Origin of the sequence: Mycolicibacterium baixiangningiae (assembly GCF_016313185.1) — a bacterium.
Lineage (GTDB): Bacteria > Actinomycetota > Actinomycetes > Mycobacteriales > Mycobacteriaceae > Mycobacterium > Mycobacterium baixiangningiae.
Map to the genome: position 1 here is coordinate 658677 of NZ_CP066218.1, position 22885 is coordinate 681561.

Consider the following 22885-nt stretch of genomic DNA (forward strand, 5'->3'; position numbering starts at 1 on the left):
CGCGCTGACGACACCTCGGGCGGCCGCGTTGGCCGGCGTGCTGTTCGCGCTGTTCTTCGGCGCGGCACTGATCCTCATCCGCACCGCCCTGCCCGAGGGCGCCGAGCCGGGTTCGCAGTGGGTGGACGGCGCCGATCACCGGTTGCGCGTGGCGGCGCTGCTCATGCCGTTCGCGGGGATCGCGTTCCTGTGGTTCATGGGCGTGATCCGCGACGGGTTCGGCCGCTACGAGGACCGGTTCTTCGCCACCGTGTTCCTGGGCAGCGGTCTGCTGTTCCTGGCCATGATGTTCCTCGCCGCCGGCGTGGGCGCGGCGCTGGAGGCCATCGGACCGCATCTCGACTCCTCGGACCGCTCCGCGGCGGCGGCCTTCGGGCAGGCGCTGGCCGTGGTGATCTCCAAGACCTACGCGCTGCGGATGGCGGCGGTGTTCATGATCTCGCTGGCGACGATCTGGCTGCGGACCGGGCTGATGCCCCGGCCGCTGGTGTGGGGCACCTACCTCGTCGCGCTGACGTTGATGGCGGCCGCGGAGGTCAGCATGTGGCTCACGCTGGCGTTCCCGGCGTGGGTGCTGGTGATGAGCGTGCTGCTGTTCAGCGGCCGGCTCACTCCGGCGCCAACCGCAGCGCCGTCGCCGGACACAGTTTGACCGCTTCGCGGGCGTGCTCCTGCTCGCCCTCGGGCACCGGATCGGCGAGCAGGACGACGATGCCGTCGTCGTCCTGGTCGAACACCTCCGGCGCGCTCATCACGCAATTGCCCGCGCTGATGCAGGTGTCGCGGTCCGCCTCGATTCTCATCCAGTCACCATCCCACCAGCAGTGACCGCAGCCCGTAGATGAAGTGGAACGACCGGAACTGCACATCCTCGAACGGTTCGGCCAGCGCCAGATTCGGGAAGCGGCGCAGCAGCGCAGGCAGGGCGATCCGCATCTCCATCCGGGCCAGCGGCGCACCGAGGCAGTGGTGCACACCGTGGCCGAAGGCGAGGTGTCCGGGGGCGCCGCGGACGATGTCGAGCGATTCCGGCGCGTCGACGAAGCCGGGATCACGGTTGGCCGACGGCAGCGACACGAACACCAACTGCCCCTTGGGAATCGGCACGCCCGCCACCTCGACGTCGGTGGTGGTGATCCGCGGGATGCCACTGTGCACGATCGACAGCCACCGCAGCAGCTCCTCGATCGCGGGGGCGGTGGCCGCCGGGTCGTCACGCACCGCGGCGAGCTGTGTGGGATGGCGCAGCAGCGCGAGCACGCCGAGTCCGAGCATGTTGGATGTGGTCTCGTGGCCGGCGAGCAGCAGCAGCCCGGCGATGCCGACCAGTTCGTCGTCGGTCAGCTCGTCGCCGTGTTCGCGCACCAGCATCCCGAGGATGTCGTCGTTCGGGGTGTGCCGGGCCGCGCTCACCAGGGAGTACATGTAGTCCCGGCCCTGCCGGGCCAGCTCGAGCCGCTCCGGGATGGGCAGCGACAGGTCGAGCTGCCGGGCGCTGCGGCGCTGGAAGTCCCCCCGGTCGGCGTACGGGACCCCGAGCAGTTCGCAGATCACCAGCGACGGTATCGGCAGCGCGAAGGCGGCCACCAGATCGGTTGGCGGCCCGGCCTTTTCCATCGCATCGAGGTGCTCCTCGACGATCGCGACGATACGCGGCTGCAGCCGGTTGATGCGGCGCAGCGTGAACTCCGGGGTGAGCATCCGGCGCAGTCGCTGGTGTTCGGGCGGATCGTTGGCGAGCAGGTTGCCCGCCTGCGCCCTGGCCTGTTCGGCGTCGGACACGGGCGCCCCGGCGCCGACGAAGCCGGGCGGACGCGTGTTGGAGAACCGCTCGTGGTCGGCGAGCACCGCCTTGACGTCGTCGTGGCGGGTCACCAGGTAGATGTCCATCCCAAAGGCGTTCTTGGTGACGCGCACGCCGGTCGACTCCCGGATCTCGCGCAGTTCCGCGGTCGGGTCGAAGCCGTTGCGCTGCATGTGCAACGGCGGAAGTGGGGGAGCCGCAGTCATACCGTCCGAACGTACGCCAGCCCAGCCGAACGTGACCGCCGAAACTGCGGTGAGATCACGATTTCCCGTCGCGAGGCGATCTGGCAGCAGTCTCGGCGGTAGGCGCGTGCTATGGCTTGGCGTGCAGCGCCGGCCACCAGATCTTCGGTCCGATCAATGTGAACAGGGCGGGGATGATGACCGTGCGCACCAGGAATGTGTCGAGCAGGATGCCGAGGCCGACGATGATGCCGAGCTGGGTGAGCACGATCAGCGGCAGCACGCCGAGCACACAGAACACCGCGGCCAGCACGATGCCCGCGCTGGTGATGACGGCGCCGGTCGCCGACACCGCGCGCACGATGCCCTGGCGGGTGCCGTACTCCGGCGTCTCCTCCCGTGCCCGGGTGACCAGGAAGATCGTGTAGTCCACACCGAGGGCCACCAGGAAGAGGAACGCGAACAGCGGCGTCGAATTGTCGAGCGCCGGAAAGCCGAACAGGTGCACGCTGGCCCAGCCGCCGAGACCCAGCGCGGCCAGTGCGCTGAGCACCGTCACCCCGACGAGGATCAGCGGGGCCAGCGCCGACCGCAGCAGCACGTAGAGGACCACCAGCACGACGGCGAGGATGCTCGGGATCACGACCATGCGGTCGTGCGTCGCGGCGGTGCTGATGTCGCGGGCCTGGGCGTCGGAGCCGCCGACCAGTGCCGACGGATCCACCGCGCGGACGTGTTCGCGGAGTGCGTCGACGGTCGAGAACGCCTCGTCGGAGGCGGGTTCGGCGGACAGCACCACCGACCACTGCGTCAGACCCGTCGCCGAGGTGCCCGCGGGAGCCGCGGAGACGACGCCGTCGGTGTCGGAGATGGCGCGCTGGATTTCCGCTGCCTTGTCCGAGGGTCCGATGACGCGCGTCGGATCGGTCAGGCCGCTCGGGAAGTGGGCCGCGAGGGTGTCGTAGCCGGTCACCGATTCGGCCTGGACGCGGAACTGCTCGGTCTGCGTCAGGCCGATCGGGGTGAACAGCAGGCCCGTGCACAGCACGGCCAGCGCGCCGATCGACAGCACCGCGACGCGGGCAGGGCGGTGCGCCACCGACGAGGCGATGCGGTGCCACAGGCCGCTGTCGGTCAGCGGTGCGGCACCTTCCTTCGGGATCAGCGGCCAGAACAGTTTCTTGCCGAACAGTCGCAGCAGCGCGGGCAGCACCAGCAGCACGAAGACGGCGGCGACCACGAGCCCGGAGGCGGCCTGCACGCCGAGGCTGCGGGTGCTCGGCGCGGAGGCGAAGACGAGTGTCAGCAGCGCCAGCACGACGGTGGCGTTGCTGGCCAGGATCGCCGGGCCCGCGGCCCGTACGGCGACGCCCAGCGCCTCCCGGTGGTCGCCGTTGCGGCCGAGTTCCTCCCGGTAACGGGAGATCAGCAACAGCGCGTAGTTCGTACCGGCGCCGAACACCAGCACGCTGGTGATGCCGGAGGTGGATCCGTCGGGAGTCATGCCGACGGCTTCGGCGATGGCGGTGCCGACCACGGCGGCCACTCGGTCGGCGAAGCCGATCACCGCCAACGGCACGAGGAACAGCACCGGCGAGCGGTAGGTCACGATCAGCAGCAGTGCCACGACCGCGGCCGTCACCGCCAGCAGCGTGATGTTGGCGCCCGAGAACGAGTCCGCGATGTCCGCGCCGAACGCAGGGCCCCCGGTCACCTCCGCTTGCAGATCGTCCGGCAATCCGTCGGTGGCCGCCGCACGTAGCGCCTTGACCGCGTCGTTGAGGGCGAACCCGGACAGGTCGGCGGCCAGCGGCACGGTGGCGACGGCGGCCTTGTCGTCCTCGGACACCAGCACCGGAGGGCCGGACGGGGCACTTCCGGCGGCGTTCAGCATGCGCTGGCGGGCGGCCTCGGTGGCGGCGACGTCGGCGGGGGACAGTGGTGCGTCGTCGGCGCGGGTGACGACGAGGATCGCCGGCGCCTGATCGCCGCCGGGGAATTCGGTGCGCAGGGCGTTGACCTTCGCCGATTCCGAATCGCTCGGCACCGACACCGGCGACTGCGAGCTCGATTCGCCACCGCCGAGCAAGCCCATCAGACCGCCGGAGACGAGAACCACCAGCAACGCCACGACCCAGGAGAAACGACCCGCCATGCCACCCGATATTCCCGATATTTCAGAAACTGAACATCTTCGCCGAACTATCCTCGTCGGGTGGCTGATGCCGACCGCGCCGCGCTCGAAGCGCTGATCGCCGCGGACGTGCGCGCGCTGTCGGCCGAGTCCGAACAGATCGGCCGGGTGTTCGCGGCACGCCATTCCTTGGCGTCCAACGACTTTCGTGCGCTGCTGCACATCATGGTGGCCGAGACCGCCGGCACCCCGCTGACGGCGGGCGAGCTGCGAAAGCAGATGGGCATGTCGGGTGCGGCGATCACCTATCTCGTCGAGCGGATGATCGCCTCGGGGCATCTGCGGCGCGACTCCGACCCGGCCGACCGGCGCAAGGTGATCCTTCGGGTCGCCGAACACGGCAGGGGTGTGGCCGGCCAGTTCTTCGCACCGCTGGCCGAGCACACCACCCGGGCGATGGCCGGGATGCCCGACGGCGACGTCGCCGCCGCGCACCGCACGTTCGAGGCGCTGATCGACGCGATGGCCGCCTTCCGTCGCGACCTCGGCGATTAGCGCCGGTTGAGCGTCGCCTCTTCGAGGTCCAGGCCGTAGAGCACCGACCGCAACACCTCGTCGTCGATGTGCCCGGCGTCGCGTTCGGCGATCAGCGTCGCGCGTTCGGCGGCCAGCATCTCCAGGCGCAGCCGACGGAACGTCGCCGCAGGGCTCTCGCCGATGTCGGCCTCGTCGCGTCCGAGCTGCTCCCAGGCGGAGTTGCGCCGCCGGGTGTTCCAGCTGCGCAGCACGTCGGCCGCGCGTTCCTGCACGTCGTCGTGGGTGGCGTCGGACCGTTCGGCGAGGACCTCGTCGAGGCGCTCGGCGGCCGCCCGCGACGCCTTGTCCTGCGCGGCGGCGGCAGCGACCGCATCGGTGTGGGCTTCGTCGCCCCGCACCCCGAGCCGCCGCACCAGCCACGGCAGCGTGAGCCCGTGCAACAGCAGGGTGCCGACCACGACCACGAACGTGAGGAACACCAGCTGCGGCCTGCCCGGGAACTCTTCGCCGGTCAGCGTGGTCGCCGGGACCGCGAACGCCGCCGCCAGCGACACGACGCCGCGCATACCGGCCCACGCCACCACGAACACCTGCGCCGGCCGCGGGCGGGGCTCACGGTCACGTACGCCGCGTGAGAGCAGCCGCGGCAGGTAGGCGAACAGGTACACCCACACGATCCGCACCACGATCACCGTCGTGAGGACCGCCAGCGAGGAGACGGTGAGAACGACCGCCGAGATCCCGGCGAGTTCCTCGATGACCTTCGGCAGCTGCAACCCGATCAGCAGGAACGCGAACGATTCCAGCAGCAGCTGGACGGCTCTCCACACCGCGGAGTCCTGCAGGCGCGTCGCGTAACTCGCCCTGGTGGAGTGCTGCCCGAGGATCAGTGCGGCGACCACCACCGCGAGCACCCCGGATCCGTGCACCTCCTCGGCGAGCAGGTAGATGCCGAACGGCGCGACGAGGCCCAGCGCGCTCTCGACCACCGGATCGCGCAACCGCGACCGGACGTAGACGATCAACGCGCCGAGCACCCCGCCGACGACCACACCGCCGACCGCGGCCAACGCGAACGTCCCCAGACCGCCGGTCCAGCTCGCCGTGCCGCCGATCGCCAGGCCGAGCGCCACCTTGTAGGCGGTCAGCGCGGTCGCGTCGTTGAGCAGGCTCTCACCGCCCAGCAGCGTCATCAGCCGCCGGGGCAACCCGAGCCTGCGGCCGACCGCGGTCGCGGACACGGCATCGGGAGGGGCGACGATCGCGCCCAGCGTCAGCGCCGCCGCCACGGTCAGCTCGGGCACCGCCCAATAGGCCACCACCCCGACCGCGAACGTCGTCGCCAGCGGCAGCCCCACCGCGAGCATCCCGATCGACCGCACGTTGCGCCGCAACGCCACGTAACTGCTCTCCAGCCCGGCCGACCACAGCAGCGGTGGAAGCACCACGTACAGCACCAGGTCCGGGTCCAGCTGGATGTCGGGCACCCCGGGGATCAGGCCCGCGGCCAACCCGGCGACCACCAACGCCAGCGGGGCCGACACATCCGCGCGGCGGGCCACCGCGGCCAGCAACAGCGCGGCGACCAGTACGGCCAGCAGCGGGGCACCCACGTCGGGAGTCCTCCTTGTCTCATCGCGTCCGTATCCTCGACCACCATGCGCAGCAGAGCACGTCGAGCCACCCGGCGCGCGCAGGATACGGCCACGCCACCCGGGTGTGAGCACCTGGCCGCGGACAACACCGATCGGCAGCCGAATACTCCCGCCCGCTGTGAAGGATGCGCCGAACTCGGTGAGCTCACCTGGGCGCACCTGCGGCTGTGCATCACCTGTGGGTATGTCGGGTGCTGCGATTCCAGCCCGCACCAGCACGCCACCGAGCACTTCCGCACCACCGGCCACCCCGTCATGCGTTCGGCGGAGCCGGGGGAGTCCTGGCGGTGGTGCTACATCGACCTCCGGGTGGGTTGAGCATCTGGCAGGCTGGCGAGCGATGACTGAACCAACCGACGCCGACTCACCCGTCACCGACCCCGACATGGGGGTCGTGGCGGCGACCACCGCACCGGAACCGGTGGCGACGCAGGCCGCACCGGCCGACCCGAGGAGCACGGTGCTGCTCCTCGGCGCGGGCGAGCTCAGTCGCGAACTCGCGCTGGCCTTCCAGCGGCTGGGCGCGGTAGTGGTCGCCGTCGACCGATACGCCGACGCGCCCGCGCACGGCGTGGCCGACCGCTCCGCCGTCGTGCGGCTGACCGACGCCGAAGCCCTCGCCGCGCTGATCGACCGGGAGAAACCGCGCTACGTCGTCGCGCAGTCGGGTGCCATCGCCACCGACGCGCTGATCGCCGTTGCCGAACGCGGTGGGGTCGACGTGTTCCCGACACCGCGCGCCACCCGCCTGGGACAGGACCGCGAAGGGCTCCGCCGGCTGGCCTCCGACGAGCTCGGCCTGCCGACTGCGCCGTTCTGGTTCGCCGGCTCGGCCGAGGAGTTGGCCGCCGTCGCTGCGCACGCCGGGTTCCCGCTCGTCGTCAAACCGATCTCCGCGGCGCCCGGGGAGGGTCAATCGGTCCTGCTGCGCGCCGACGACGTCGAACCGGCCTGGCAGCGTGCGATCGCGGCGGGCCGCATCACGCACAACCGGGTGGTGGCGGAGACCGTCGTCGAGGTGGACTACGAGGTGACGCTGCTGACAGTGCGCAGCACCAGCGCGACCGGCCCCACGCTGACGTTCTGCGAACCGATCGGCCACCGTCCAGGTGACGGGGAGGCGCTCGAATCCTGGCAGCCGCAGCAGATGACGCCCGCTGCGCTCGACGCCGCGAAGTCGATCGCCGCCCGCATCGTCAACTCGCTCGGCGGACGCGGGCTGTTCGCGGTGGAACTGCTGGTGCGCGGCGACGAGGTCTACTTCTCTGATGTGCGGGCCCGGCCCGTGGACATCGGGCTGGTGACACTGCGTTCGCAGCGCCTCTCGCAGTTCGAACTGCACGCGCGGGCCATCCTCGGCCTGACGGTCGACACGATCATGATCTCCCCCGGTGCGGCGGAGGTCCGTTACGCGGGCACCGAGGCGCCGGTCGCCGAACCGTCGGGTGCAGACGTCGCCGCGGTGGTGGCCGAGGCGCTGGCCACCCAGGAGAGCGACGTGCGGTTGTTCGGCAGACCCGACGAGACCGACGGCAGGCGGCGCCTGGGAGTCGCGCTGGCCACCGCGCCGGACGTGATCATCGCCCGGGACCGGGCCCGTCGGGTGGGCGCCGCCCTGCGCAAGCTGTGGTGAGCCATGCCCGCTGAATCCGACCCTTACACCGGCCGTCCGAGCGACCGGCCCACCGCCGCCCCGTTCATGGCCGCCCTGGTCCTGGTTGTCCTCATCGTGATCGGTATCTGGCTGGCCAACCTGTTCGACGGTGACGAGCCGACCCCCGAACAGCAGATCGGCCGCGCCGCCGCGGCGCAGAACGACGCCCTGCAACGCGAGAGCTACGAGGACTTCCGCGCCAACACGTGCCGCGCGGACCAGGGGACCGAACGCGACGTGCTTGACCGGCAACGGATTTCGTCAGCCGAGCAGGGTGCCAGGTTCATCGACGGGGTGAGCGGCGTCGTGGTCCAGGGCGACCGGGCCACCGCCACCGTCACCTACCACTTCGACAAGGCCGAGGACGACAAGATCGCGGTGCCGACGACGTTCGTCCGGGAGGATGGGGCGTGGAAGGTGTGTTCCACCGGTTCTGAGTAGGTGTGATACATGTGCGAGACTCACGGCCGTGAGCTATGCGGGAGACATCACGCCGGAGGAGGCCTGGCAGCTACTCGACGACAACCCCGATGCGGTGCTGGTGGACTGTCGTACCGATGCCGAGTGGCGGTTCGTCGGGGTGCCCGACCTGTCACCGCTGTCCCGTGACGCGGTGTTCATCGAGTGGAACCGGACCGACGGCAGCCGCAACCATGGGTTCGTCGACGATCTGAAGGCCGCGGGCATCGCGCCGGGTGAGCGCCCGGTGGTGTTCCTGTGCCGCTCCGGCAACCGGTCGATCGGCGCCGCCGAAGCCGCGACCGCGGCCGGGATCGGGCCGTCGTACAACATCCTCGACGGCTTCGAAGGTGACCTCGACGAGCAACGGCACCGCGGCCGCACCGGCTGGAAGGCCGTCGGACTGCCCTGGCGGCAGTCATGAGCGATCAGGTCCCATCGGTGCGGCGGCCGGCGGCACTGCCCGACGGCGTCGGCCAGGCCACCATCGGTGTGCGCGGCGGACTGCTGCGGTCGGGTTTCGAGGAGACCGCCGAAGCCATGTACCTGACGTCGGGGTACGTCTACCCGTCGGCCGCGGAGGCGGAGAAGGCGTTCACCGGGGAGATCGACCGGTATGTGTACTCGCGATACGGCAACCCGACGATCTCGATGTTCGAGGAGCGGCTGCGGCTGATCGAGGGCGCGCCGGCCTGCTTCGCGACCGCGACCGGGATGGCCGCGGTGTTCACCTCGCTGGGAGCGCTGCTGGGTGCGGGTGACCGGTTGGTCGCGGCGCGCAGCCTGTTCGGATCGTGCTTCGTGGTCTGTAACGAGATCCTGCCGCGGTGGGGTGTGGAGACGGTGTTCGTCGACGGCGACGACCTCGCGCAGTGGGAGGAAGCGCTGTCGGTGCCCACGCAGGCGGTGTTCTTCGAGACCCCGTCGAACCCGATGCAGTCACTGGTCGACATCGCCGCGGTCTGCGATATGGCCCACGCCGCGGGCGCAAAAGTTGTGTTGGACAACGTCTTCGCGACGCCGCTGCTGCAGCAGGGGATGCCGTTGGGCGCCGACGTGGTGGTGTACTCCGGCACCAAACACATCGACGGGCAGGGCCGGGTGCTCGGTGGGGCGATCCTCGGGTCGCAGGAGTACATCGACGGGCCGGTGCAGAAGCTGATGCGCCACACGGGTCCTGCGCTCAGTCCGTTCAACGCCTGGACGTTGCTCAAGGGGCTCGAGACGCTGGCGGTGCGGGTCGACTACGCGAATCGCTCAGCGCAGCGGATCGCGGAGTTCCTGGAGAGCCATCCGTCGGTGGGTTGGGTGAAATACCCGTTCCTGAGCAGCCACCCGCAGTACGACCTGGCGAAGCGGCAGATGCGCGGCGGCGGCACCGTCGTGACGTTCGAACTGGCCGGCGGCAAGGACCGGGCCTTCGAGGTGCTCGACAAGCTGCAGTTGATCGACATCTCGAACAATCTCGGTGACGCGAAATCGTTGATCACCCACCCTGCCACCACGACTCACCGGGCGATGGGTCCCGAGGGCCGCGCCGCGATCGGTCTGGGCGACGGTGTGGTGCGGGTGTCGGTCGGGCTCGAGGGCACCGAGGACCTGATCGCCGATCTCGACCGGGCGCTGAGCTGAGTGTCGAAGAGTTCGCAGGCGAAGAAGGCGCGCAGGCTTAAACGGCAGGCGGGCCAGGAGCGACGGCGCATGTTCGGCGAGATCATGCGTGAGATTACGAGTTTCGAGAGCATCGACGAGCTGCTGACCGACGGTGGCTGGGAGTTCGACGTCGACAACTCCACCGACGATCTCGCGACGTGGTTCTACCCGCCGTCGGGCATCGACACCGAGGACGAGACCGTCGAGACGGTGACGCGGATCTGGGTGGGCGCGGACTCCGAGGACGTTGACGACAGTGATCTCGAGTGGCACGTCATCTTCGTTGGCGCAGGCGACGGTGCGATCGACTACATATTCTCAGCGGAGTCGCTGGTGGAGAATCTGCTGACCATCGAGGCGTATCGCCTCGGCGACGCAGAACCGGATTTCCAGGGCTGAGTCCTGAGGAGCTCGGGGCCGCGCGGCGCGCGAGACGGAGGTGGCGCAGGTCGGCTCTCGGGCGGATTCATACGGTCAATGCAACATCCGTCTATGTGTGGGGGTTGCAATGCCGACTGGGTATCCGGCGCCGTGGTGGTTGAAGCGCGAGTTCTTTGATCTGGTGTGTGCGGGTACGCCTGTGCTGCAGGCCGAACGTCAACTTGGCGTGTCGCGCAATGTCGGTTCAGAGTGGTGGCGCAAAGCTGGCGCGATGAAACTGCGCAACGGCAAAGGCGATCTTGGGCTGGCTGAACCCGGTGACCGCACTAGGGCAGGCGGGCGTGGTCATCGCCTGAGCTACGACGAACGGGTCCTGATCATGCGGGGTCTCGATCAAGGACTCAGCCAGGCGCAGATTGCGCGCCAACTCGACCGCGATCCCAGCGTCATCTCCCGTGAGATCCGGCGTAACAGCACCCCATCCGGGGATTATCACGCAGGATTGGCACATGCCCGGGCTTGGCAAAATGCTAAGCGGCCCAAGGATTTCAAGCTCAACGACACTCGGTTGTGTGCTGCCATCGAGGCCTGGATGGACCAGGGGTGGAGCCCGAAGTTGATCGCCGAGATGTTGGCACGTGATCACGGCGATGACAGGCTGGCACGGGTGAGCCACGAGACCATCTACCAGTGCCTCTATGTCCAGGGTCGTGGCCATCTGCGCTCCGATCTGAGCAGGTGCCTGTCGACCCGCCGCGGCGCCCGCAAGTCTCGTGGCCGTACCGAACGCCGCGGCACATTCAGCGATGTGATCACCATCAGTAAACGCCCGGCCGAGGTCGCCGACCGTGCCGTGCCCGGTCATTGGGAAGGCGACCTCATCGTGGGGCTCGGGCATCGCAGCGCCATCGGCACGCTGGTGGAGCGCAGCACCCGTTTCACCATCCTGCTGCACCTGCCGCACGACCACACCGCCGAGTCGGTGGCCACCGCGATGATCGACGCGATGAACCAGCTGCCGGCCCATCTGCGCCGCACCATCACCTGGGACCGCGGCAGCGAAATGGCCCGCTGGCAGGACATCAGCTTGCAACTGCATGCCCCGGTCTACTTTTGCGATCCCCACTCACCCTGGCAGCGCGGCAGCAACGAGAACACTGTGAGTATCAAACAGGCTCGGTTGGGCTGAGTCAGGCTGGTGTCGGCAACTCGAGGCGACTCTCGAGAATACTGACCACTCTGCGGGGTGTGTCTTTCGTTTGACCTGTCACTGGGGTTGCCGGCACCGACCTGTGCCCACTCGTCTTGGCTTGATTAGGAGCCTGTCCGCCGTTGCCCGGCGTGACTCCTCACAGTGCTGCCGCGACCAGTGACCGTTACCCAGGCCGATGCCTTCCACGTTCGCCCTCGAATGCAAGGACAACCGCAATGGCAATGCTGGCAGAGAATTATGAATACGTCATCGGAGGAGACCCCGACCGCGACACCATTGACCTGGCCGTGCTCGACACCGCTACCGGCCGAGTTCGTGCTCATCTGGCCGATGCCGCCGACGGTGCCGGGTATCAACGAATGCTTGCGTGGGCGAGTGATAACGCCCCGGGCCGGCGGGTCTGGGCATTGGAAGGGACTGGCAGCTTCGCCGCCGGGTTGTTCGTGTGCCTGGTCGATGCGGGCGAAACAGTCGTCGAAGTCGGCGCGCTAAAGCGCGCCCGCGGAGCGAAGAGCGATCGCATCGACGCCATCCGCGCGGCTCGCCAGGCACTATCCCGCGACGAGCAGGGGGCACCCCGATCTCGCGGGCTGCGGGAGGCTCTGAGGATGGTATTCGCTTGCCGGGAAGGCGTTCTGGTGAGTCGCACCAAGGCCATCAACGAACTCAAGAGCTTGATCGTGGTCGCCCCCGAGCATCTCCGCGCGCCACTGCGTGGCCGTTCTCTGATCACTCAGCTCGAGGCCATCGAGCACCTGCAGACGACGACGGCGGCGCCGGTCGAACACCGTCTTTCGGTGCTCAGTCTGCAGTCGATCGCGGCACGGATTCGGTTCCTGTCCGCGCAGCTCGCTGAACTCGATCCCCAGCTGCTCGACCTCATTAAGCAACACCCCGCAGGGCCAGCCCTGCTCGCCGAGCCTGGGGTCGGCCCCGTCGTGGCAGCGCAACTGCTGATCAGCTGGTCCCACCACGGACGAGTCCGCAACGAGGCAGCGTTCGCATCACTGGCCGGAGTCGCTCCGCTGGAGACCAGCAGTGGACAACGTTCCCGACACCGCCTCAACCGCGGCGGTGACCGTGCCCTGAACCGGGCCCTGCACACCGTCGCGATCACCCGGATGAGATGCCATCCTGAAACCCAGGCTTACGAGGCCCGACGCAGCGCCGAAGGCAAGACTCACCGCGACGTCCGGCGCTCAGTCAAACGCGCACTCGCCCGGCGCCTCTACCGAACGATCGAGGCCGCAATCCGCATCCACGACCCCTCCCTCGCCGCTTGACAAACATAGGAGCGTCCAACCGGCTGCTGCGGTTCTGGTTCGAAAAAGGCACCGATCTGTCCGGCTACACCAAGGACGACCTCAAAGCGATCCAGGACAAACTCAACACCCGGCCCCGGCCCACACTCGACTTCGACACACCCGCCCAACGCCTGGCAGCCCTGCTCGACCAAGCGGCATAACCAGAAATTGCGATAACCGCTTGACTTCAAGTCGCACTTTCGCTGCGTAGTTTCAGTCTCGCGGCTGCCGGCGGGCGGGAGATGGGACCTCAGCCCTTGTCGCCCTCGACCACACCCAGCGCCGTCTGCGCCCGATCCTCGTAGCTCTTGCGCTTGGCGGCGTCGAACTCGAGGAACACGTTCTCCAACCCGAGTTTCCTGTTCATCCACCGACGCCCGCGCGGGCCGAGCAACTGCGCGGCCTGCGCGGTGAACCGCAGGAACGGCGGCACCGACACGTGGGTCTTCGGCTTGTCCAGTGTCTTGATGATCGCCGCCGCGATGTCCTCGGGCTCGACGGGCTTGGTGCCGGGGGTCTCCGCCGTCCCGGAGATGAGCTCGGTCCGGGTGAACGGCGGCATCACCACCGACACGTGCACGCCGTGCGGAGCCATCTCGTCGGCCAACGCCGCCGACAGCCCCACCACACCGAACTTCGCGCCCACGTACACCACCTGACCCGGCACCGGGATCACCCCGGACAGCGACGCGATGTTGATGACGTGGCCGCGTCCGCGGGCGACCATATCCGGCAGCGCCAGCTGGCAGCCCGCGATCACTCCGTAGAGGTTGACCTCGATCGACGACCGGATCGACTGCTCCGACTGGTCGAGGAACGGCCCGATCGGCATCACGCCGGCGTTGTTGATCAGCACGTCGATGTGCCCGCCGCCGTCGGTGCGGGCCTTGTCCAGGAACGTCGCGAACGATTCACGGTCGGTCACGTCGAGCGGGTAACCCGACACCTGTCCCAGCTTCGTCAGCTGGGCGACCGCAGACTCCTGCAGCGCCACCTCGCGGTCGCCGATGACGACGCGGGCGCCGCGGGCGAGCAGGGCCTTGGCGGTGGCGTAACCAATACCGCGAGCGGCGCCCGTGATCGCGATGGTCTTGCCCCGTATGTTGTCCATGTCGCCGGACTTTACAGGTGTCAAGTTTTGATCGGAAGAGGGTCTGAAAGGGTGTGCCGATGACCGAGGGCCTGCGGTTCGTGGCAGTGGATCAGCAGGACCCACTGGCCGAGCCCCTGCTCGGCGAACTCGCGGTCGAATACGCCGACCGCTACGACGGACGGGCCGAGGCGGTCCTGGCGTGGCTGCGCCGCTATCCAGCCGAGGAGTTCGCACCGCCCGACGGCGCCATGCTCATCGGCCTGCTGGGCGACACACCCGTCACCGGTGGCGCGTTTCGACGATTCGACGCCGCGACCGCCGAACTCAAACGCATCTGGACCGACAGCGCATACCGTCGGCGTGGTTTCGCCCGTGCGCTCCTGGCCGCCCTGGAGACCGAGATCGCCGCGCGCGGCTACCGGAGGATCTACTTGACGACCGGCGACCGCCAGCCCGAGGCCGAGGCCCTCTACCTCGCGACCGGGTACGAGCGGCTGCCCGAACCGCTGCCCGCTGAGGACGAGGTGTATCCAGTGGCGTTCCTCAAGACCCTGCCGTGAGGACGGCCTCGGTGGTGTGCGGGCTGTGCCTGACGGTGGTGTTCCTGCTGGGCTACCGGATCCTCACCTGAGCGCGAGCCGCGCCGCGCGTGCGGCCTCGCAGACCGAACCCCGCCACAGCGGGCCGTGCCCGGGCAGCAGGACCTCGGCGTCGAGCGTCTCCAGCGCCGCGAGGCTGCGCACGCACCCCGCCTGGTCGTGGTTGAACACTGCGGGCAGCAACTGCGGGCGGGTGTCGGTGAGCAGCGGGTGGCCGGTCACCAGGGCGTCGCCGCTGATGAGCACGCCGTCGACCAGGTAGGAGCAGTGGCCGCCGGTGTGCCCGGGGGTGGGGATCGCCTTCGGCGTCCCCGGCAGCGCCGCCGCCGCCTGCTCGGTCAGCGCCTGCGCGGTCGGGATGCCGCCGCGCTGCAGGCCGCCCTTGCGGCTGATCGTCAGCGTCCACTTCAGCCAGCGTGGCTGCCAGACATTCCTGGCCACGTCGACCGGCGAGACCTGCTCGAGGTAGTCGCGCCTGGCGTGACCCACCTCGTCGAGGTGGGCGTACACCGGCACGCCGTGGGTCTCGGCGAACCAGATCGCCGAACCGAAGTGGTCGACGTGGGCGTGGGTCAACAGGATCGCCCGGATGTCGGCGATCCCGAAACCCAACCGCCGCACCGAATCCACGACATCGTCGCGGTGGCCGGGAAAGCCGGTGTCGATCAGCAGCACACCGCCACCGTCGGTCACCAGCGTCCAGTTCACCAGGTCGGTCTGCGCCAGATGGACACGGTCGGTAACGGCCGTGACGACTGCTGCCATGCCGCGAGTCTAGGGAAGGGGAGTAGAAATTAGATGTGGCTGAACTCAAACTCGGATACAAGGCGTCGGCGGAGCAGTTCGCGCCGCGTGAACTCGTCGAACTCGCGGTGGCGGCCGAAGAGCACGGGATGGACAGCGCGACGGTCAGCGACCATTTCCAGCCGTGGCGCCACGAGGGCGGCCACGCCCCCTTCTCGCTGGCGTGGATGACGGCCGTCGGTGAGCGCACGGAGCGTCTGCAGCTCGGCACGTCGGTGCTGACCCCGACCTTCCGCTACAACCCCGCCGTCATCGCGCAGGCATTCGCGACGATGGGCTGCCTGTACCCCGACCGCATCTTCCTCGGCGTGGGCACCGGAGAGTCGCTCAACGAGATCGCGACCGGCTACGAAGGCGAGTGGCCGGAGTTCAAGGAGCGTTACGCGCGGCTGCGCGAATCGGTGCGGCTGATGCGCGAACTCTGGCTCGGCGACCGGGTCGACTTCGACGGCGAGTTCTACAAGACGAAGGGCGCCTCGATCTACGACGTGCCCGAGGGCGGCATCCCGATCTACATCGCCGCGGGCGGGCCTCAGGTGGCCAAGTACGCCGGCCGCGCGGGCGACGGCTTCATCTGCACCTCGGGTAAGGGCGAGGAGCTCTACCGGGAGAAGCTCATCCCGGCCATGCGTGAGGGCGCGGAGGCGGCGGGTAAGAACCCCGACGACGTCGACCGGATGATCGAGATCAAGATCTCCTACGACACCGATCCTGAACTGGCGCTGGAGAACACCCGGTTCTGGGCGCCGCTGTCGTTGACCGCCGAGCAGAAGACCAACATCCACGATCCGCTGGAGATGGAGAAGGCCGCCGACGAGCTGCCCATCGAACAGGTCGCCAAGCGCTGGATCGTCGCCTCTGATCCCGACGAGGCCGTCGCCAAGGTCAAGGACTACGTCGACTGGGGTCTCAACCACCTCGTCTTCCACGCCCCGGGCCACGACCAGCGCCGGTTCCTCGAACTGTTCCAGCGGGATCTGGAACCGCGGCTGCGCAAGCTGGCCTGACCTCAGGCCGGCGGCGCAGGCCGCCCGGTCACCCGATACACCCGGAACATCTCGTCGGGCGTCGAACCGTCGGTGGACAGCACCAGGTCGGCGATGCCGGCGCCGTCGTCCCACATCGAGTCGTACCGGCGGTTGACGGCGTCCGCGACGTTGAGCCGCGGGTTGGTCGCGACGATGTAGCGCACGCCGAAGTCCCATGGGCGGTTGAGCGCTGCGGTGAAGTCGTAGTCGCTGGTGATCACGAACTGCTTCGGGTCCGTCGACGACAACCAGATGCCCCAGGTGAGGAAGCTGTCCATCAGCACCGAACCGGGCGGCAGGTCTTTCGCGTCGAACCACTGCGCGAGGTTGCGCTCGCTGATCAGCCGGCGGCGGGCCGGTTGTTCGGCGTGCGGGTGCCCGACGGGGTCGACCAGTGAGACGAACCCCGACTCGAGCTGCCCGTAGGCGACGTCCTCGTCGGTGACGAGTTGCCCGGTGAACGGGATGGCCACCACCAGCGAGGCGGTGAGCAGCAGCGCCGACGGCCATCGGGCCTTGTGCCAGCATGCCAGCGCCACGCAGATCACCAGCGGGATGGCCAGCAGGTAGAACCGGAACCACCCGAAAGTCGACGAATTCGCCTGCGCGACAACGGCGAACGCCAGCGTGCTGCCGAACACCGCGACCGGTACGACGGTCCCGACGTTGCGGCGCACCGCCGCGACCACCACTGCGACCGCGACCGCCACCCCGATCAGCGGCTGCATGCCGAACAAGCGGGAGGCGATCACCGGCCACGTGGAACCGGCGTCGTGTCCACCGGCGTGGGCCAGCCGTCCCGCCACCTGGCTGGAGTTGCCGTACTGCGAGGACAGTGTGGCGAACAGCTCGTCGTTGATGATCCACCCGGTGACCGCCCACGCGACGAACGCGGTGGCGAACGGGAACATGGCGATCAGCACGTTGAGTACCGTCGAGGATCTCCGGAGCCCGCGGGGAGAACGCACCCAGGTGACGGCGGCGACCATGGCGAAAACCCCGACAGCTGCCGGAAGTGCCTCGTAGCGTGCGAGATAGCCGACGCCGAGCGCGATTCCGGTCAGCGCCAGGTCGCCGACGCGCCCGTTCTCACACCACAGCATGAGGTGCCGCACGCACCACAGCAGGCTGAACACCTGAGCGGCCTCGCTCAGCCCCGACGCCCCGTAGAGCCCGATCATCGGGTGGAGGGCGAAGGCCGCGACGGCGACCCACTGCCATCCCCGGCCGACACCGCGGTCGATCGCGATGCGCCGGAGCACCACGGCCGCACCCGCCATGAACAGTGCGCTCTGCACCACCCCTGCGAGCCCGGCGTGCTTGAGGGCCGGCCACCACTGGCTCAACCACACCAGGGGAATCTCGACGATGCTGGGCAGCGGGTTCCACACGAACCCGATCGCCGACAGGTGCGGGTTCCTGGACTGCAGCGCGAATCCGGCGTTGGCCACCCGGTTGGGCGCGTCGGGTTCGAAGATGTTGTACCGCAACACCAGAACCGCGCCCACGGCGAAGTAGCCGACCGCCAGCGTCCAGAACAGGACGACGCCGGGCCAGCGGGCGGGGCCGGTGGCCACCGCCCGCCGAGCCGGTGCGACGTCGGGCAGCGTCAGCGTCACGGGTCAGGCTCTGCCGCGCGACCGGCGGTACCGCACGGCGAGAACCCCGCCCGCGGCGAGCGCTGCCAGTCCGACCACTGCGGCGCTGAGCCACGCCCACACCTGCCAGACCTGACCCGGCGCCGGCTGGTGCGCCATCGGACCACCCTGTGCGACAGTCAGATTGACCGTCTCACCCGCGGCACCGGTGGCCACCACGTCACCGGACAGCGACGCCCAGCGGTCCGGAAGCCCGCGGATGTACCGGAACGACTCGTCGAGCAGTGACCAGTCACCGCCGCCGGACACCGCGAGCACGATCCGTCCGCGGTCACTGAACGCCTGCAGTGAGCCGACCGGTCCGCGGAAGTCCACCTCCGTGGAGGTGCTGCCGTCGACGGTGAGGCGATCCGGTGACTCCGCGGCCAGCGGCGGAGCCATCCCCGCCCGGATCAGCTCCGGCCCGTCGACCACGGCGAGAAGAGCGGTGCGCGAGCCGAGCGCCTCGTCGAGGGAGGTGAGGTGCGGCCGCAGGAGCATCGCCGTCTGCTGGCCCATCAGGTTGATCGCCTGTGCGGCGTAGCCGATGCGATCGGGGCTGTTCAGCGTGACGTCGAAGTCCGGCGTGAAGGCCATCGGGAGCACCGGGAACCCGCCGCGGTTGTTGGTTCCCGGCGTCACGCTCACCGTGGACTGCGGGTCGAGCGCGAAGGTGAGGCGGTCGGTGAGCGGTGCGCATTCCTGGCGGGGGATGTATCGCAGTTCCAGGGCGAGGCCCACATTGGAGGTGATGGCCTCGGCGGGAATGGTGGCGCTGACGTCGAGGCTGCCCGATTCGTCGAGGGTGTGGGTGGCCACCACCGTGCCCGCCGACCGGATGAGCACCGACGCCTCTCCGCCCACGACGGGGGTGTACTTGGCCTTGATGTGGACGTCGGCCCGGGTGACCGGTCCGACACCGAAGGCGCTGACGTCGAATCCGGCGTAGAGGACGGTGTTGCCCAGCACCGACGTCTGACCGGTGATGCCGAGTTGGTCGAAGGTCTTGACGGTCGAGGTCACCTCGGGCCGCCGGTCGGAGGAAAGCACTGCGGCCGTCGATGATTGCGCGAGCTTCACCCGCTGGTCGGTGAACAGCTCCACCTGGTCGAGCAGCTTCTCGCCGGTACCGGCGATCAGGAGTGCGGCGGCGGGGGTGCCGGCGTCGGTGATGGTGATCCCGGGCGTCGCGCCGTCACGGATGTCGATGACGCGCCGGGCGCCCGCGGCCGGCGGGAGCGCGGCGGCCGTGGTGACGCCGATGCGCACCGGCATCGGGCGGTAGAGATGGGTGAGTTCGGCGACGAGGTCGAGTGCGGCCTGCTGCTCGTAGGCGGTCGGGGCGGATCCGACGCGGATCGCGATCTCGTCGAGATACCCGGGCAGGAAGCCGGCTACCGAGACCGGATCGGGGGTGGGTCCGGAGAAGGTGTTCGCGAGCTGGGTGAGGGTCAGCGCCGGCGGCTGTGTGCAGCTGTTGGCGTCCCGGCCCGGCTCGCGCAGAACGAAACTCACCCTGGCGCGGTCGTCGACGACCTGGGCCGGTGAGATGTTGACGCTGAACGGGGTGGTGTCGCCGTCGGCGGGAGCGGGGAACGATCCGAGCACGATGCCGCGGCCGTCGATCACCTCGACCCGGCCGTTGGCGACGTTGACCACCGACCCGATCCGGCCGCTCAGCGTTCCGGGACCCACACCGTCGGGAACCGGGATCGCGGACTCCGCCGGCTGATTGGCGCCGATCAACTCCATGCGGTCCGACATCCCCAGCTGCGCCCACCCGATCGGCGGCGTCGCCCGGGTGTCGAGCACAGCCTTGTTCACCGGTTCGGCGTGCGCGGCGGGCGGCGGGGATCCGGCCAGGCTGCCCGCCACCGCGACACCGGCGGTGGCGAGGACGGCGAGCGCGCGCGTGGATCTGGTCATTGGAGTCCTTCGGTCAGCGGTGTGTTGTCACGAGACGGGGAGAGCCCGTGAATGGTCTTCTCCCAGAACGACGGTCGGAACACGAGTTGGTAGATGGCCTTGATCGCGGCCACCGACTGCAGCACCCAGTACAGCGGCGAGAGCAGGGCTGCCACCCACAGGTGCGGTTTGCCCAGTGCCTGGGTGACGATCAGCCCGGTGAACACCGACAGCGGTGCGCAGATCACCAGGAGGGACAGGCAGATGTAGTAGGTGAGCGGAGGGAAAAGCATCCCGATCACGTCGGGCCTGCCGACGATCCACAGCAGCATGGTGAACCAGAACACGACGTTGAGCGCGCTGGTCAACGGCACACCGCCGGTCATGTTGAGCATCCGCAGGAACGCCTTCGTGCCGATCGCGCGCTGCAGACCCCGCGGATCGCGCAGGTGCACGAGCATGGTCTGCAGGTAGCCCTTGTACCAGCGGGACCGCTGGCGGATCCAGTTCACGACGTCGGAGTTGGCTTCCTCCAACGTGATCGAGTCCAGGATCATCGTGCGATAGCCAGTGCGTGCCAGGCGCACGCCGAGGTCGGCGTCCTCGGTGACGTTGAACTCGTCCCAGCCGCCGACGGCACGCCACACCGCGGTCGGCATGTGGTTGGAGGTGCCGCCGAGCGGAACCACGCACCGCGCCTGCTCCACGGCAGGCAGCACCACGCCGAACCACTGGTCGTACTCGAGCGAGAAGAACCGGGTGAGCAGGTTCTGCTTCTCGTTGAAGTAGCCGAGCCGCCCCTGCAGACAACCGATGTCGGACGGAACCCGGCGGAACGCGGCGACCGCGCGCCGAAGCTGCAGCGGATCCGGGATGTCCTCGGCGTCGTAGATGGTGAGGTATTCACCGCGCAGGTCGGGCAGCGACATCCCGTAGTTGCACGCCTTCGGCTTCGTCTTGGGCTGGCTGTGCGGGACGATGACGATGCGGACCGACTGCATGTCGGCGCCGAGGAGAGCCTCCTGGGTCGCCAGGTCGTCCTCCTCGACGAGCAGCAGGATCTCCAGTTTGTCCGCCGGATAGTCGAGGCGGCCGACGCCGTTGATCAGGTTGGCCACGATGGTCGGTTCGTCGTAGACCGGTAGCAGCACGGTGTAGACCGGCAGCTCCTCGTCGGGGATGGCCAGCGCCTCACCGGCGCTGATGGAGACCAGGGCATTGGACCGAAGTCCCTTGAGCAGCAGGTAGTTCCGGTCCAGCGTCGACACCAGGTAGAGGACCGCGAACACGCCGGTCAGCACCGGCGCCACGATGTGCGGCCAGTTGGCGATGCCGGCTGCGTGCAGGACGACCACCGCCGCCAGCAGCAGCAGGGACCGGCGGCCGAGCAGTCCGCGCGCCGACAGGTGGGCCGGCAGCACGACCGGAGTCGGTTCAGGCATCGGCCGCCGCACCGTCCGCCGGTCCGGCAGCGGCGTCGTCGAGCGATGCCGACAGGGTGGCCGCGCGCTGGAGCACGACCTCGTCGACGTCACCGGCGTCCTTCGGTTGCTGGCGGGCCAGCCACAGCGCGGGTCGCAGCGATACGTCCAGCGTGCGGACGGGTTGCGGCTCCGGAGGTAGGCGGTCGCCGGTCAGTGATTGGCTGGCGACGACGTGCACCCGCTGAAAGACGTTGTCCGTCTTCCATTCCCAGGTGATCACCAGCCAGTCGGAGTGCGCACCGTCGGTGGCCGCGTCGGCGTTGCTGTACGCGATGCGGCTGCCCGCGGGCAGGTCGGGCCGATCGGTCACCGCGCGGTAGTCCACCGGCCGCGTCGACGGGTACCAGATGATGTCGGCGGTCTCGGCCAGCGCGGTGCGGTCGGACGTGGTGAGGACGTCGACGGCCAGTGCAGGGAGGCCGCGCTGTGCGGGGGTGCGGTACCGCACGAAGGTGGCGCCGGGCCCGGCGTAGCGGGTGATGAAGTCGTAGGCGACGGGTCCGTGCAGCGTGGCCTTCTCGGTCCAGTCGGCGGAGACGGCGGGCAGCGCGGCCGCGCGGGCGACGGGTGGGTTGAGGGACGCCAGCGCGACGGCGGTCACGGCGAGTGCGCCCAGCGCCCGCGCCGTGTGCTGGTGCGGTTCAGCCCAGCCCTGTGCGACGAGGTTCGTCCGCGCCGGCCGCGTCGTCAGCAGGGCGGCTGTCACCAGGGTGGGGAACACGGCTCCGACGAACACGGTGACGGTGAGGAGCGGCAGCTGCGCACCCACGGTGAGCACCGTGAGACCGGAGACCGCGAAACAGACCAGGGCGGCGAGGGCGCGATAGGCGGGCGGCGTCATCCGGCCGGCGAGGAGAACCGCGACCGCTCCGGCGAGCGCAGTGAGCAGGCCCGCGGCGGTGTCGGACCCGCCGAGCGCCGCGGTCGCCAATGTCAACGGCAGGGGGCTGACGCAGCACACCGCGAAAAGCCACAGCGGCCACATCCGAACGGTGTGGCGCACGCCGAACAGCACCGTCACGACGCACGCGAACCAGATCGGGGCGCCGACGTCCTGCAGGTGCCAGAGGCCGGCCAGCGTCGGCATGCGGTGGCTGAGCAGTTCGACGCCGGCGAGCGCACCGGCCCCGACCAGCGCGGCGATGATCCAGTTCGACTCGGTGTCGGCAACGCCACGCGGCGGCGTGCGGTAGCCGAGCGCGATGAGGATGACGAGAACGGGCAGAACCGCCGGAAGCGGCGCCCGGGAGCCGTGGACCGCGAGCGCGACGGTGTCGGCGTAGGGGATGGCGTAGGCGATCGCCGTCAGACCCACCGCGATCGCCAACCGCAGATGGAACCAGCGTGTGATTGCCG

The 22885-nt window shown here is 69.2% G+C and carries 21 protein-coding genes and 2 pseudogenes; 13 read left to right on the forward strand and 10 right to left on the reverse strand.

Translation table 11 applies throughout. The features are described from left to right. Positions 1 to 4: 4 nt before the first annotated feature. Positions 5 to 652, forward strand: a complete 648-nt coding sequence (locus I7X18_RS03065; RefSeq protein ID WP_193045008.1) for a hypothetical protein — start codon at positions 5 to 7, stop codon at positions 650 to 652. Here the strand turns inward: I7X18_RS03065 and I7X18_RS03070 are convergent. The 3 genes from I7X18_RS03070 to I7X18_RS03080 all read right to left on the reverse strand — a co-directional run bounded on the left by I7X18_RS03070 (position 609) and on the right by I7X18_RS03080 (position 4144). After that, the gene (locus tag I7X18_RS03070; protein ID WP_193044607.1) at positions 609 to 803 is read right to left on the reverse strand and encodes a ferredoxin; all 195 of its coding nucleotides are present in this window, start codon (positions 801 to 803) and stop codon (positions 609 to 611) included. The two genes, I7X18_RS03065 and I7X18_RS03070, sit on opposite strands and share 44 nt — an antisense overlap. Before the next feature lie 4 nt (positions 804 to 807). Next, a complete protein-coding gene (locus I7X18_RS03075; RefSeq protein ID WP_193044606.1) occupies positions 808 to 2010 on the reverse strand; it encodes a cytochrome P450 in 1203 nt (400 codons plus the stop codon). Positions 2011 to 2119: 109 nt separating this feature from the next. Beyond that, complete coding sequence (locus I7X18_RS03080; protein WP_193044605.1) at positions 2120 to 4144, reverse strand: MMPL family transporter; 2025 nt, start codon at positions 4142 to 4144, stop codon at positions 2120 to 2122. 60 nt (positions 4145 to 4204) lie between these two features. Here I7X18_RS03080 and I7X18_RS03085 point away from each other — a divergent pair, with 60 nt between their 5' ends. Further along, complete coding sequence (locus tag I7X18_RS03085) at positions 4205 to 4678, forward strand: MarR family winged helix-turn-helix transcriptional regulator (RefSeq protein WP_193044604.1); 474 nt, start codon at positions 4205 to 4207, stop codon at positions 4676 to 4678. Here I7X18_RS03085 and I7X18_RS03090 read toward each other — a convergent pair. Next, complete coding sequence (locus tag I7X18_RS03090) at positions 4675 to 6273, reverse strand: Na+/H+ antiporter (RefSeq protein WP_193044603.1); 1599 nt, start codon at positions 6271 to 6273, stop codon at positions 4675 to 4677. The genes I7X18_RS03085 and I7X18_RS03090 overlap by 4 nt on opposite strands. Positions 6274 to 6318: 45 nt before the next feature. Between I7X18_RS03090 and I7X18_RS03095 the strand changes: the two genes are divergently transcribed. The 9 genes and pseudogenes from I7X18_RS03095 to I7X18_RS03135 form a co-directional block, all read left to right on the forward strand. Beyond that, positions 6319 to 6633, forward strand: a complete 315-nt coding sequence (locus I7X18_RS03095) for a UBP-type zinc finger domain-containing protein (protein ID WP_193044602.1) — start codon at positions 6319 to 6321, stop codon at positions 6631 to 6633. A 22-nt stretch (positions 6634 to 6655) separates the two neighbouring features. After that, positions 6656 to 7948, forward strand: coding sequence for a formate-dependent phosphoribosylglycinamide formyltransferase (gene purT / locus I7X18_RS03100; protein ID WP_193044601.1), 1293 nt, complete (start codon positions 6656 to 6658; stop codon positions 7946 to 7948). Positions 7949 to 7951: 3 nt separating this feature from the next. Then, entirely contained in the window at positions 7952 to 8410 is a 459-nt protein-coding gene (locus I7X18_RS03105) for an Rv0361 family membrane protein (protein ID WP_193044600.1), read from the forward strand. Positions 8411 to 8438: 28 nt separating this feature from the next. Then, entirely contained in the window at positions 8439 to 8852 is a 414-nt protein-coding gene (locus I7X18_RS03110) for a rhodanese-like domain-containing protein (protein ID WP_193044599.1), read from the forward strand. After that, a complete protein-coding gene (locus I7X18_RS03115; protein ID WP_193044598.1) occupies positions 8849 to 10060 on the forward strand; it encodes an O-succinylhomoserine sulfhydrylase in 1212 nt (403 codons plus the stop codon). The genes I7X18_RS03110 and I7X18_RS03115 overlap by 4 nt, the downstream gene beginning before the upstream one ends. Next, positions 10061 to 10480, forward strand: a complete 420-nt coding sequence (locus I7X18_RS03120; RefSeq protein WP_198730518.1) for a hypothetical protein — start codon at positions 10061 to 10063, stop codon at positions 10478 to 10480. Between the two features lie 109 nt (positions 10481 to 10589). Next, positions 10590 to 11621: pseudogene (locus I7X18_RS03125) on the forward strand (IS30 family transposase); the annotation flags it as partial. A 182-nt stretch (positions 11622 to 11803) separates the two neighbouring features. Further along, positions 11804 to 12958 carry an IS110 family RNA-guided transposase gene (locus I7X18_RS03130; RefSeq protein ID WP_404822754.1) on the forward strand — a complete coding sequence of 385 codons (1155 nt, stop codon included), beginning with the start codon at positions 11804 to 11806 and terminating at the stop codon, positions 12956 to 12958. Positions 12959 to 12972: 14 nt separating this feature from the next. Then, a pseudogene (locus tag I7X18_RS03135) lies at positions 12973 to 13140 on the forward strand (IS30 family transposase); the annotation flags it as partial. 89 nt (positions 13141 to 13229) lie between these two features. Here I7X18_RS03135 and I7X18_RS03140 read toward each other — a convergent pair. Continuing rightward, positions 13230 to 14090 (reverse strand): SDR family oxidoreductase, encoded by an 861-nt coding sequence (locus tag I7X18_RS03140; RefSeq protein WP_193044596.1) that lies wholly within the window; start codon positions 14088 to 14090, stop codon positions 13230 to 13232. Positions 14091 to 14149: 59 nt separating this feature from the next. On the opposite strand from I7X18_RS03140, the gene I7X18_RS03145 reads away from it, so the two are divergent. Beyond that, positions 14150 to 14632: a GNAT family N-acetyltransferase gene (locus I7X18_RS03145; protein ID WP_193044595.1), complete on the forward strand. Its 483-nt coding sequence runs from the start codon at positions 14150 to 14152 to the stop codon at positions 14630 to 14632. A 63-nt stretch (positions 14633 to 14695) separates the two neighbouring features. Here the strand turns inward: I7X18_RS03145 and I7X18_RS03150 are convergent, their stop codons facing one another. Further along, the gene (locus I7X18_RS03150; RefSeq protein WP_193044594.1) at positions 14696 to 15436 is read right to left on the reverse strand and encodes an MBL fold metallo-hydrolase; all 741 of its coding nucleotides are present in this window, start codon (positions 15434 to 15436) and stop codon (positions 14696 to 14698) included. 35 nt (positions 15437 to 15471) lie between these two features. Here I7X18_RS03150 and fgd point away from each other — a divergent pair, with 35 nt between their 5' ends. After that, positions 15472 to 16482: a glucose-6-phosphate dehydrogenase (coenzyme-F420) gene (fgd, locus tag I7X18_RS03155; protein WP_193044593.1), complete on the forward strand. Its 1011-nt coding sequence runs from the start codon at positions 15472 to 15474 to the stop codon at positions 16480 to 16482. 2 nt (positions 16483 to 16484) lie between these two features. Here the strand turns inward: fgd and I7X18_RS03160 are convergent, their stop codons facing one another. From I7X18_RS03160 to I7X18_RS03175, 4 genes are read right to left on the reverse strand one after another with little or no spacing between them, the layout of a single operon-like run. Next, positions 16485 to 18122, reverse strand: coding sequence for a glycosyltransferase family protein (locus I7X18_RS03160; RefSeq protein ID WP_232375398.1), 1638 nt, complete (start codon positions 18120 to 18122; stop codon positions 16485 to 16487). A gap of 3 nt (positions 18123 to 18125) precedes the next feature. Next, complete coding sequence (locus I7X18_RS03165) at positions 18126 to 20066, reverse strand: hypothetical protein (protein ID WP_193044592.1); 1941 nt, start codon at positions 20064 to 20066, stop codon at positions 18126 to 18128. Continuing rightward, positions 20063 to 21487 (reverse strand): glycosyltransferase family 2 protein, encoded by a 1425-nt coding sequence (locus I7X18_RS03170; RefSeq protein WP_193044591.1) that lies wholly within the window; start codon positions 21485 to 21487, stop codon positions 20063 to 20065. The genes I7X18_RS03165 and I7X18_RS03170 overlap by 4 nt, the downstream gene beginning before the upstream one ends. Then, positions 21480 to 22856, reverse strand: a complete 1377-nt coding sequence (locus tag I7X18_RS03175) for a hypothetical protein (protein WP_226862948.1) — start codon at positions 22854 to 22856, stop codon at positions 21480 to 21482. The genes I7X18_RS03170 and I7X18_RS03175 overlap by 8 nt, the downstream gene beginning before the upstream one ends. Positions 22857 to 22885 lie beyond the last annotated feature (29 nt).